Source organism: Rahnella sp. AN3-3W3 (assembly GCF_003263545.1).
GTDB lineage: Bacteria > Pseudomonadota > Gammaproteobacteria > Enterobacterales > Enterobacteriaceae > Rahnella > Rahnella variigena.
The window spans coordinates 17,741-28,268 of sequence record NZ_JYDG01000005.1 but is presented as its reverse complement, the minus strand read 5'-3'; the positions used below and the strand labels follow the sequence as shown (position 1 = coordinate 28,268).

9 protein-coding genes and 1 pseudogene are annotated in these 10,528 nt (G+C 50.4%); 3 read left to right on the top strand and 7 right to left on the bottom strand.

Features of this window, described 5'->3' with window-relative positions; all coding sequences use genetic code 11:
- Positions 1–107: 107 nt before the first annotated feature.
- Both UC15_RS02875 and manA read right to left on the bottom strand, forming a co-directional pair.
- Positions 108–1,643 carry a YdgA family protein gene (locus tag UC15_RS02875; RefSeq protein WP_112287035.1) on the bottom strand — a complete coding sequence of 512 codons (1,536 nt, stop codon included), beginning with the start codon at positions 1,641–1,643 and terminating at the stop codon, positions 108–110.
- A 134-nt stretch (positions 1,644–1,777) separates the two neighbouring features.
- A complete protein-coding gene (gene manA, locus UC15_RS02870) occupies positions 1,778–2,959 on the bottom strand; it encodes a mannose-6-phosphate isomerase (RefSeq protein WP_112287034.1) in 1,182 nt (393 codons plus the stop codon).
- Between the two features lie 247 nt (positions 2,960–3,206).
- On the opposite strand from manA, the gene fumC reads away from it, so the two are divergent.
- Positions 3,207–4,604 (top strand): class II fumarate hydratase, encoded by a 1,398-nt coding sequence (fumC, locus tag UC15_RS02865; RefSeq protein WP_112287033.1) that lies wholly within the window; start codon positions 3,207–3,209, stop codon positions 4,602–4,604.
- A gap of 69 nt (positions 4,605–4,673) precedes the next feature.
- Here fumC and tus read toward each other — a convergent pair whose 3' ends face one another.
- On the bottom strand, positions 4,674–5,609 hold the full coding sequence (gene tus / locus UC15_RS02860; protein ID WP_112287032.1) for a DNA replication terminus site-binding protein: 936 nt from the start codon (positions 5,607–5,609) through the stop codon (positions 4,674–4,676).
- Positions 5,610–5,789: 180 nt separating this feature from the next.
- Here tus and UC15_RS02855 point away from each other — a divergent pair, with 180 nt between their 5' ends.
- Complete coding sequence (locus tag UC15_RS02855) at positions 5,790–6,356, top strand: DNA-3-methyladenine glycosylase I (RefSeq protein WP_112287031.1); 567 nt, start codon at positions 5,790–5,792, stop codon at positions 6,354–6,356.
- 97 nt (positions 6,357–6,453) lie between these two features.
- Here the strand turns inward: UC15_RS02855 and yqfB are convergent, their stop codons facing one another.
- The 4 genes and pseudogenes from yqfB to UC15_RS02835 all read right to left on the bottom strand — a co-directional run bounded on the left by yqfB (position 6,454) and on the right by UC15_RS02835 (position 9,324).
- Positions 6,454–6,759 carry a N(4)-acetylcytidine aminohydrolase gene (gene yqfB, locus UC15_RS25735; RefSeq protein ID WP_165929008.1) on the bottom strand — a complete coding sequence of 102 codons (306 nt, stop codon included), beginning with the start codon at positions 6,757–6,759 and terminating at the stop codon, positions 6,454–6,456.
- A gap of 39 nt (positions 6,760–6,798) precedes the next feature.
- Positions 6,799–7,902: pseudogene (locus tag UC15_RS02850) on the bottom strand (Fic family protein); the annotation flags it as partial.
- A 376-nt stretch (positions 7,903–8,278) separates the two neighbouring features.
- Positions 8,279–8,590: a cupin domain-containing protein gene (locus UC15_RS02840; protein WP_232829797.1), complete on the bottom strand. Its 312-nt coding sequence runs from the start codon at positions 8,588–8,590 to the stop codon at positions 8,279–8,281.
- A 128-nt stretch (positions 8,591–8,718) separates the two neighbouring features.
- Positions 8,719–9,324 (bottom strand): transglycosylase SLT domain-containing protein, encoded by a 606-nt coding sequence (locus tag UC15_RS02835; protein ID WP_112287029.1) that lies wholly within the window; start codon positions 9,322–9,324, stop codon positions 8,719–8,721.
- A 218-nt stretch (positions 9,325–9,542) separates the two neighbouring features.
- Between UC15_RS02835 and UC15_RS02830 the strand changes: the two genes are divergently transcribed.
- Positions 9,543–10,520 carry a GlxA family transcriptional regulator gene (locus UC15_RS02830; RefSeq protein WP_112287028.1) on the top strand — a complete coding sequence of 326 codons (978 nt, stop codon included), beginning with the start codon at positions 9,543–9,545 and terminating at the stop codon, positions 10,518–10,520.
- Positions 10,521–10,528: the final 8 nt, after the last annotated feature.

Here is a 10,528-nt window from a genome sequence, read left to right as displayed (position 1 = left end):
CTCACGAGGGGAAGGCTGGGGAGGGGTGTAGGTCAGAACAGGCCAGAAGGTGTCGTGTATAAACCCCCTCCCAGCCTCCCCCTTCGCAGAGGGAGGAGTAAAGAAGATTACTGAGCCGGAACGGGCGCTGGCGCTACCGGAGATTCCTGCTCAGGCGTCGGGGCTGGCGCTGCTGGCCCACCCAGAATACCGAACAGCCCGGCGAATTCCTGCAACGTCATTTTCTGGCCATTCAGGTCAACCTGATTGTCAGCGTAATGGAAACTGCTGGTGATAGTGTCGTCTTTCACTGTAGTCAGTTTAAACATCTGACCCATCGCCGCCAGCCCCTGAACCTGCTGCTGAGCCAGTTTAGTGGCGTCGTCAGCATTATAGCCTTCGATCTGCGCAACCTGAGTGGTCACCTGAGTCGCCATTGGCAGAGGGATCGTCAGTTTGGCGTCCACTTTATTCACCAGCTGGGACAGCATCTGATCTTGCGTTTGTGCCGGGGTGGCAGCCGGGTCTTTCAGATCCAGCAGCAGATTGAAGCTGCTTTCGCCTTTGCTGTTTTTCCAGCTCAGCGGAGCAATGCTGATGGTCGGATTACCCTTAAGCAGTAACGGCAGATTTGCCAGCAGTAAATCCGCGGCCTGCTGCTGATAAGCCGCAGGATCCAGTTCACCTTGCTTCATCAGCAACTCACGTGACTGCTGATTGTAATTGTCGGCAAACTGTTTCAGGGCTGCGCCATCAAGTTTATCCAGCTTCAGCGTCAGTTTTGCAGAACCGAAATCCTGACCCTGAACTTTCAGGGCATCGATGGTGTAATCCTGCTGACCGCCAATGTTATTGCCGTTTTCTGAGAATTTGCTGACCAGCTTGAAGTTGTCCAGAGAACCGGCGTCTTTGCCATCAACGTTCACCAGGATCTGCTTCACGGTCAGGTTCTGATCGCCCACGCCCACCTGGAATTTCCCCTGACGGGTATCGCTGTCCATGCTAAAACCGGCCAGAGTCACTTTCTCAAGTTGCCCCCACTGGTTTTTAGACGTCAGCGCGATGCTGTCGGTACTAGCATCAAGCTTCATGGCGGTCAGGTCTTTATCAACATCTACATTGATGGTACCGCCGGAGAAGGCCAGCTGGCTTTCGTCTTTCTGGTACGTCACAGGAATGATGTCAATCGCCGATGCACTCGCGCCGCTGTAAGAAACGCGGGTATCGACGGTAACCAGGGATTTCCCTTTGGTCACATCAAACAAGCCTTTAACGGTCGGCGTTTTTTGCAGTTCGGAATGAACAGAGGCCATGCTTGGGATCAGGTTGAATTTTTTCAACTGAGCGGCAGGGAACGGACCGTGGTCGATGGTTTCGATAAAGGCAATTTCGTCACCGGTTTTCAGCACACTGCTGCCTGCGGTGGCAGCGGCAGCATCCGGACGCAGAACGATGCGCATTTTGCTGCTGAACAATCCGCGCTGGTAATCTTCATAGCTGACTTTGAGACCGGCTTTCGGATAAGCGCTTTGCAGCTGGCTGTTGGCATTGGCGACCTGCTCGTCCATATGCTGCTCAATCAGTTTACCCGTGTACCAGGAGACGCCTGTCCAGGCCGCGCCAAGGACTACAATGACGCTTACAGCGACTAGTGACTTCTTCATATCTCTGTTTATCCTTATGAAATATCCCGAAAATAAAAAACGCCTTACGGCGTTATTAGTCTTCAGAGTGTAGCTGAATCAGCAAAAAAATCATCAAAATGGGGCAGTTAGCCCCATTTTGTTTAGGCTTCAGATCATTTCACCAGCGTATTGAACACCCGTGCAATGCGACCGTTACCGCTGACCGTGACCGGAGACTCACCGGCAGACAAGAAACATGATTCGCCAGGGCTGAGCACCAGCGTTTCATCATTTTTTGCCAGAACGCTCTGGCCTTCAATACAGAAGACAATAGCAGCGCTGTCCTGTTCCAGCGTTTGCGGTTCTGCAGCAAGGCTGTGAATTGAAAATGCAAAATCTTCGACAGGGATCGGGAAGTTGAGTTCTGCACCTTTTACGACCGGCGTAGTGAGTAATTCAGCGGCCGGTTTCGCATTGAATTTCAGGTTGGCCAGTAATTCAGGAATATCGATGTATTTTGGCGTCAGACCGGCGCGCAGCACGTTATCGGAATTCGCCATCACTTCCAGTGAAACGCCTTTCAGGTAAGCGTGCGGGGTTTCAGCATACAGGAACATGCCTTCGCCCGGTTGCAAGGTAATCACGTTCAGCAGCAGCGGAGAGAACAGGCCGCTGTCATCTGGATAAAATTCAGAAATACTGCGGATGGTGTCCCACGGCTCGCCGTGTTGATCATCGAGCACGGATTTCAGAACGTCCAGCGCACGGGATTTTTCTTCACCTTCGAGGCTCAGCAAACCGGCAAACAGGGAACGCAGGTGGTCAACATCCGGGAAGCTCAGGAAGCTGGCGATCAGCTGATGCGCGCCTGCGACAGGCTGCAATAAAGAAACAATGTCGCGCAACTCACGAAAACCGTTCATCGCCTGGAAAGGCGTCAGGGCATAAACCAGCTCAGGTTTGTGATTCGGATCTTTATAATTACGCTCGGCGGCGTCCAGCGGGATCCCGGCAGCATTTTCCTTCGCAAAACCAATTTCAGCGGCACCTTTGCTTGGGTGAACCTGAATAGAAAGTGGCTGATCGGCGCAAAGCACTTTGAACAGGAATGGCAATTCGCCGAAACGTTTAGCGACCTTGGTCCCTAACTGACCGTTAAGGTCAGCGCTGATTTGATCACGCAGAGAGACGGTCTGACCGCTGGCATTCTCAACCTGAGAACTGCTTTTAGGGTGAGCGCCCATCCATAATTCGGCCATCGGACGGTCTTGCGGGTCGGTAATTCCGTAGAGTTTGGTCAGCGCGTCTTTGCTGCCCCAGGCGTAATTCTGTACACCGTTATGCATCTTTTGCATTGCTTCATCCTGAATAGAAAATATTGCCGCCTAGTAAACAATGCCAAAGCAGGCATTACAACTGCGAAGCCCCAAAAAGTGCCATGAGCGCGTAATTTCGGTATGGAGATCGAATCGAATTATACGCCAGCCTTATAAGTCACTATAATTGATCGGTCGCCAACGGATGCGTGGGAGCGCGAGCGGCATTCAAAAACCTGCAAAAAAACCTGATTTATCATCGTAATAAGCATCTAAGGAGACAGTAATGGCAGCAACACGCATTGAAAAAGACTCAATGGGGCCAATTGATGTTCCGACAGATAAGCTTTGGGGCGCACAAACGCAACGTTCCCTGGAGCATTTTCGTATTTCTTCTGAAAAAATGCCTGAAGCGCTGATCCACGCGCTGGCTCTGACCAAACGTGCGGCCGCCAGTGTGAACATGGATTTGGGGTTGCTGCCGGCAGAGCGCGGAAACGCCATTATTGCCGCCGCTGATGAAGTGCTTGCCGGGCAGCATCCGGCAGAATTCCCGCTGGCTATCTGGCAGACCGGTTCCGGTACTCAGACCAATATGAACATGAATGAAGTGCTGGCAAACCGTGCCAGTGAAATTCTCGGTGGCGAGCGGGGCGAAGCGCGTAAAGTTCACCCGAACGATGACGTGAATAAAAGCCAGAGTTCAAACGATGTGTTTCCGACCGCGATGCACGTCGCCGCGGTGATCGAACTGCGTGAAACGCTGATCCCGGAGCTGAAAGTGCTGCACAAAACGCTGGCAGCAAAAGCGGATGCGTATCGCGACATCGTCAAAATTGGCCGCACCCATTTACAGGACGCCACGCCGCTGACGCTGGGTCAGGAAATTTCCGGTTGGGTGGCGATGCTGGCGCACAATTTAACTCACATTGAAAACAGCATTCCGCACATTGCCGAGCTGGCGCTGGGCGGTACCGCAGTGGGAACCGGCCTGAATACGCACCCGGAATATGCGGTGCGCGTGGCGAAAGCATTGGCGGAACTGACCAATCAACCGTTTGTCACGTCGCCGAATAAATTCGAAGCGCTGGCCACCTGCGATGCGCTGGTTCACGGACACGGGGCGCTGAAAGGTCTGGCCGCCTCGCTGATGAAAATCGCCAACGATGTACGCTGGTTATCTTCCGGCCCGCGTTGTGGTATTGGCGAAATTTCTATCCCCGAAAACGAGCCAGGCAGTTCCATCATGCCAGGTAAAGTGAACCCGACGCAGTGCGAAGCCATGACCATGCTGTGCGCGCAGGTGCTGGGTAACGATGTCGCGGTGAATATTGGCGGGGCTTCCGGTAACTTTGAGCTGAATGTCTTCCGTCCGCTGGTGATCCATAACTTCCTGCAATCGGTGCGTCTGCTGGCCGACGGAATGCGTGGTTTCAATGAGCATTGCGCTGTGGGTATCGAACCGAACCGCGACCGGATCACTCAGTTGCTGAATGAATCGCTGATGCTGGTGACGGCACTGAATACGCATATCGGCTATGACAAAGCCGCTGAAATTGCCAAGAAAGCACATAAAGATGGGCTGACGCTCAAGGGTTCTGCACTGAAACTCGGTTATCTGACTGAAGAACAGTTTGATGAATGGGTGCGTCCGGAAGCCATGGTTGGCAGTATGAAAGCTTAAGGTTTTTCATCAAAGCATAGTGAATAAGGTCCGGGAAACCGGACCTTATTTATGGCGGCATTCTGAGGTTTATAGCGGATAGTCGGTGTACAGATGCAGGCGCTTAATCAGCAGACTCAGCGGCTGTGACTGCGGCTTGTATTTATGCTTAATGGTTGTGACATCGTAATCATGCAGTTCACCTAACTTCGGCACCTGCATCATCGGAGAGCGCAGGCATAAAGCAATCAGCGGCAACGGGCAGGGATGTTGAACCTGTTTCTGGCTGTTGCGATACCACACGCGGGCGATAGGTTGCACTTTCACCGGACGTTTAAATTTCAGCGCAGCGTGTTCCGGCAGACGTTTCACATCGCTCATCTCACGATTAATATTTTCCATCCATTGTTCGCGCGTATAAGGCGAAACGGCACGTCCTGCATTCAGGCTTTTTTCCAGCTGTGCCAGCACTTCATCACGGGTGACATTCTTAATAATGTGCTTATTTGCCCAGCCAAAACGCACTGAATCCGGGTCAGTCAGATACGTCACCGAGCGGTAGGCGTTGAGCGTAATCAGCCCGCGAAGGTGTGTATGCACAAACTCGAAACGCTGTTCGCGTGCAAGGCCGGACTCCACCGTCACAATATGTTCCAGTTCGGCTTTCAGCTTGTTCACTTCTTCAATCAGGAGCAGGGCAGACTGATGCTCTGCGGGATCAACGGCATAACACAGCACACCGGGCAAACGTACGGCGGATTTACTGCTGACATTCTCATTATTATGATGGATAAACAGGCGCTGAAAATGCTGTAACGCCAGTTGCTGCGCGGCTTCGCCGGTGTGGGGTGTCACGATGATTTTGTCTGCGGGGTTATGTTCTTCACCTTTGACAACTTCAGGAAGCGCAAAGACCCGCGCCTGCAATAGTTCCAGCTGACTCAGGAAATGCCCCAGATCCTGCAATGCCAGTTCCAGTTCGTTAAAACAACCGTTCATCCGGGCAATTAAATCATAATCCGCCATAAACCCTCCAGTTAGTTACAACATACAGTGTAGGGTATAATGATAAAACGTGCACACATGAACTTCAGGGAAATCATCAGTTTCGGAGTTTTAGTCGCTTAGCAGGGCGGGGACAAAGTTTATCACGTCCTGATACCTGTCAGGTTAGAATAAAGGATGTATCCGTTGCAGGAGTTCGCTATGACTGACCTTATCCGTTGTCCGTGGGGCACAACTGACCCGATGATGCTTGAGTATCACGACAAAGAATGGGGAAAACCTGTACGTGACAGCCGGGCACTTTGGGAAAAACTGATGCTCGACGGTTTTCAGGCCGGATTATCCTGGCGAATTGTGTTGAAAAAACGCGATGCATTGCGGCTGGCATTTAGCCATTTCGAACCGGAGAAAGTGGCTGAATTCACTGAAGATGACATCGAAAGGCTGGTGAATAACGCCGATATTATCCGCTCGCGCATCAAGATTACGGCGGTCATTAATAACGCCCGCGCGTATCTTGCGATGCAGCAGGCTGGCGTTGATTTCGGTGAGTGGATTTGGGCACAAATCGGCGGAAAGGCAATTCAGCACGTGGGTCCGGTTCCGACGAAAGATGCGCTTTCCGAGCGTATTTCAAAGGATCTCAAAAAGCGGGGTTTTAAGTTTGTGGGACCAACAATTGTGTATGCCTGGCTGGAAGCTACCGGCCTGATCAACACTCACCATCCGGAGTGTTTTCGCCGAACACAGGTGGCGAAAGAAGCCTGATTTTAAAAAACTTTTTATTTAAAAAACTTAACGAATAAGTAGAAAAGGGCGCGCGGACTGATCCATAGCGCGCCTTTTAAGCTGTGTCGAAATGACCTCAGATAAGCCGGAACTCAATCATAAACAGCTCTTTCAGGCCCGGATAAATTTCGCTAATGACATCCTTTAACTGTTCCAGCGTCATGTTTTCCTGCACGGCATGTTTTTCATTCAGATCATCGAACATCACTGGCGTTACCGAGATTACCTCGATATTGCAGAAAAATACGTCATCCTCATAACGGCTGACTCGGACCTTATCACCGGCAGAAAAATTTGCGTCACTGGCTTCGCGCAGGGTGATTGTTTTGCGTCCGGCAAGAATATCATCTTCAAATCTGCCGTAAAAAGTGATGTCTTTCATAAAGTTTCCAATAAAAGGGGAAAAGGTGTTGTTGATTATATAACGGCTGCTGCGTCCACCCGCTGCGGTTTTGGTAAGACAGCCCCGGGCGACCAGATCAGCGAGATGGCGGGTAGCGGTCGCCTTACTGACTTTCGCCACTTTCTGATACTGTCCCGCGCTGATCCCTTCGGCAAATCCGTTATTTCCTCCGTCCAGCAAACGATTCAGCACCTTAACTCGTTCAGCAGGGAGTGCGCTGTTGTGGTGTACTTGCCAGAAAAGCGTTTTTGCCAAAGTCTGATCGATACGTCTGGTCGCAGTATCTACGCTGGTTTCGAGCATTTTAAGAAACCAGCTGAGCCAGGCCGTTAAATCCATCGTTCCGCGCTGTGTGGTCTCCAGCACGTTATAATAATCTTTCCGGTGATTGAGAATGGCTTCTGAAACAGCGTATAAACGTACGCTTTGATCGTCGGCCTGAAATAACGCCATATCAGTGAGGGCGCGGGTAATCCGACCATTCCCGTCTTCAAAAGGATGAAGTGTGATAAACCAGAAATGTGCCAGCCCCGCACGAAGGAGAGGATCCAAAGCCGCCCGATAGCGTGACTGATTATACCATTGCATAAAAGCGGTCAGCTCAGCACAAAGTTGTTCGCGTGGCGGTGCCTGATAATGCACTTTTTCCTTTCCAATCCGGCCTGATACGACACGCATTGTTGCATCCCCGCGCCATTCTCCACGTCGTAAAAAAGCCGGCGCTGGTTCCGGAAATAACCAGCAATGCCATTGAAAAATAAGGGATTCAGTCAGATCGCCCGCTTGAGGATTGAAAACATCCATCATCATTTTGGCTAAGCCTTCCGAGTGTTCTGTGGTGGTTCCAGGAAGATGCCAGGTTAATCCAAGACGTTTGGCCAGCGATGAACGGACAGAATGTGCATCAAGCCGCTCATTCTCGATAGCGAATGATGAAAGAATATTACTTAGCATCGCATCAAGAGAATATTCGGCAGCATCATGGCCGGGCCGTGATTCGGCTTTACCGACAAGTTTACCTATTTTCAGGCGTGTCTGACGCAGTTGGGGCTGAATGATATCGTCATCCCAGTTGAACTGAGGCCACTCAGGTGATTGCCAAATCCATTGCCGGTTATCCATTTAGAGTCCTGTGAGCCGATTAGCGATCTTATTCGGCTCATTATACGAGCCGAATAGAGATTGTAAACGGCTCGTAGTATTCGTTCTTGATTTACGGGGTAGGGAAAGTACGGTATCCGTGCTTTTGTTTTTGCTGATCCCGATGGCAACCGCATAGACGTCGGTCAGGTTATCCGTGAGTAGACCCGTAGGCAATTGGTATCTGGGTGACATTATAAACTAGCTAAAAAGTGACATTATCAAATGGGACTTACAATTTGGTGCGCATAATGTATATTATGTTAAATAAGATATAAGCTACGCACCAATACCTCGATATCTAACGCCGTTCATACCTCACCTGCTTTCTCCTGGGTTTCTTCAGCATAATAAATGGCTACCAAATCGTTGGCTCTTCAGTACTTGTCCATTCCACACGATGTCTGCACAACGCCGGGATATTTACGAAGTCACCGGAATTCATCACGCGCACTTCTTTCTCGTTTTCAAAATTCAAACCTGCCGAGCCCTGAAGCACTGCGACCCATTCACTATGTGGCTGGCTGTACCAGAATTCTGGTGGACTCGCCTGACCGGTTGAAATAATTCTCTCGATACGCATATCGGGCTTCATCAATAATGACTCTAACGTTTCTTCATTTCTCTCGTGTGCATTAACAGGAAAATCCTTAAACAGATTCGTCACCATCTCATTTCCACCTTTTGACATCAGAAATCGCACTTTGAACTGATCGCGCTACGTGATTTCTGGAATTACATCAGTACCCTAATGCTGCAGAATTCACGTAGCGTACCCATTTTCAGCATGTCTAAATGCTATAAACCTGCATAAGCCTTCTCGACTTTGGCCATGTATCTCGGTGCCTGAGGCGCCGGATGATACTGCCGGACATGCCAGTTAAACGCTTCGGGCGTCAGCTGATTGATCATCTGAATCGCGGTCTGGCGATTAGCAGAGAATGTTCGCAATAATGCGCCCGCACCATTTGCATAAGCCACTTCGGTTGCATAACGGCGTGTCAGCGGATCGTTGATCCAGTTTAGTTGCTGACGCTGCAATGCGCTGATGTATGCGGTTCCGAGGTCAATGTTGGTTTCCGGATCCAGCAAATCATCGTCATCAGGGCAGCCGCGTTTGCCTTTATAGCGATAAGCATCACAGCCACTGGTTGATGCTTTAAGTTGCATCAAACCAATGGCATTCGAACGACTTACGGCTTCGGGATTAAAACCTGATTCGACCTGGATGATAGCCTTAACGAGTTTTCTGTCGACCTTATATTGGTCAGCAGCATCTTCAATTTCATCATCATAGGCATGCGTATCGTATTTCTTATATTTCGGCTTACTCGAGCAGCCAGCCAAAATCATCAGCATGATAATCATACTGAGTCTGAAAGGTTTTTTTAGTAGAGAAATCATGAATTTCCACGGTTTAAATAAGTGAGTCTCAGCGCTGACAAGATACCGATATCATCCCTCAGGATCATGCATAAATCTGTTTTTTTTTACCCGAAAACCTGTGACAGACATGGAAGAATTGGCATCTGCACCCTGCTTTCGCTTTTAACTGCCGTAAAACGTTGTTATTTGCTAAACTCAAATCTGACTCATTTTGTATGAAAGGTATATTTAACGCCATGACAACCATTCTGGTTATCGTTCCTGACGGTGGCATGTTATTTGAAGCGGCAGGCATCGTCGATATCCTGATGCAGGCCAATCAGCTGCTGCCCGGTAATCCCAAAAGTTCGCCTTATCAGGTCGCCGTGGCTACCACGCAATCGCACCGTGTCGTTCATGGTATTTCAGGTCTGAACCTGCTGGCCGACCACCGGCTGTGTGATCTCGATCCGACAGAACCCCGTGACACGATTATTATCACCGGCAAAGGTCTGACTGAAGAAGAAAGCTCAAGCGTTGTTAACTGGCTGAAAAACGCAGCACCCCACGCGCGGCGGGTGGTGTCAATTTGTGGCGGTGCTATGTTGCTGGCTCAGGCCGGTCTGCTCAATGGCCGTCATGCCACCACACACTGGCGGCTGCTTGATACCCTGCAGGCGAAATTTCCGCAGGTAAAAGTCGAACGCGGACCGATGTACGTTCAGGACGGTGAAGTCTGGACATCCGGCGGTGTCAGTTCAGGTTTCGATCTCATCCTGGCCCTGGTAGAGGATGATCACGGCTTCAGCGTTGCCAGAAACGTCGCACAAAACCTAGTGATGTTTCTCCGTCGGCCTGGTGGACAAGCGCAATATAGCCGCTATCTTTTGAATCAGGCCAGCGATGGCCCTATCCGCGAGCTTCAGGCCTGGTTGCCTGAAAATCTTACCGGCGATTTATCTGTTGAAGGACTGGCCGGGCGCGTGGCAATGAGCCCGCGTAATTTTACCCGGGTATTCACTCGTGAAACGGGGATCACACCGGCGAAGTATGTCGAAGAAGTTCGCCTCAATGCGGCAAGACAGCTTCTTGAACAAACCACACAAGGCGTAGAGCAAATTGCTGTCACCACAGGATTTGGTGGTGGCCTTAATCTGCGTCGTGTCTTTGAGAGAAATTTACAACTGACGCCAACAGAATACAGAGAACGATTTTGCTCACGCATGTTGGCGTAAATAGATCT

Excerpts from the sequence above, each read along its gene's own strand:
- UC15_RS02875 (WP_112287035.1), bottom strand. The coding sequence starts at position 1,643 with ATGAAGAAGTCACTAGTCGCTGTAAGCGTCATTGTAGTCCTTGGCGCG.
- manA (WP_112287034.1), bottom strand. The coding sequence starts at position 2,959 with ATGCAAAAGATGCATAACGGTGTACAGAATTACGCCTGGGGCAGCAAA.
- fumC (WP_112287033.1), top strand. The coding sequence starts at position 3,207 with ATGGCAGCAACACGCATTGAAAAAGACTCAATGGGGCCAATTGATGTT.
- tus (WP_112287032.1), bottom strand. The coding sequence starts at position 5,609 with ATGGCGGATTATGATTTAATTGCCCGGATGAACGGTTGTTTTAACGAA.
- UC15_RS02855 (WP_112287031.1), top strand. The coding sequence starts at position 5,790 with ATGACTGACCTTATCCGTTGTCCGTGGGGCACAACTGACCCGATGATG.
- yqfB (WP_165929008.1), bottom strand. The coding sequence starts at position 6,759 with ATGAAAGACATCACTTTTTACGGCAGATTTGAAGATGATATTCTTGCC.
- UC15_RS02840 (WP_232829797.1), bottom strand. The coding sequence starts at position 8,590 with ATGGTGACGAATCTGTTTAAGGATTTTCCTGTTAATGCACACGAGAGA.
- UC15_RS02835 (WP_112287029.1), bottom strand. The coding sequence starts at position 9,324 with ATGATTTCTCTACTAAAAAAACCTTTCAGACTCAGTATGATTATCATG.
- UC15_RS02830 (WP_112287028.1), top strand. The coding sequence starts at position 9,543 with ATGACAACCATTCTGGTTATCGTTCCTGACGGTGGCATGTTATTTGAA.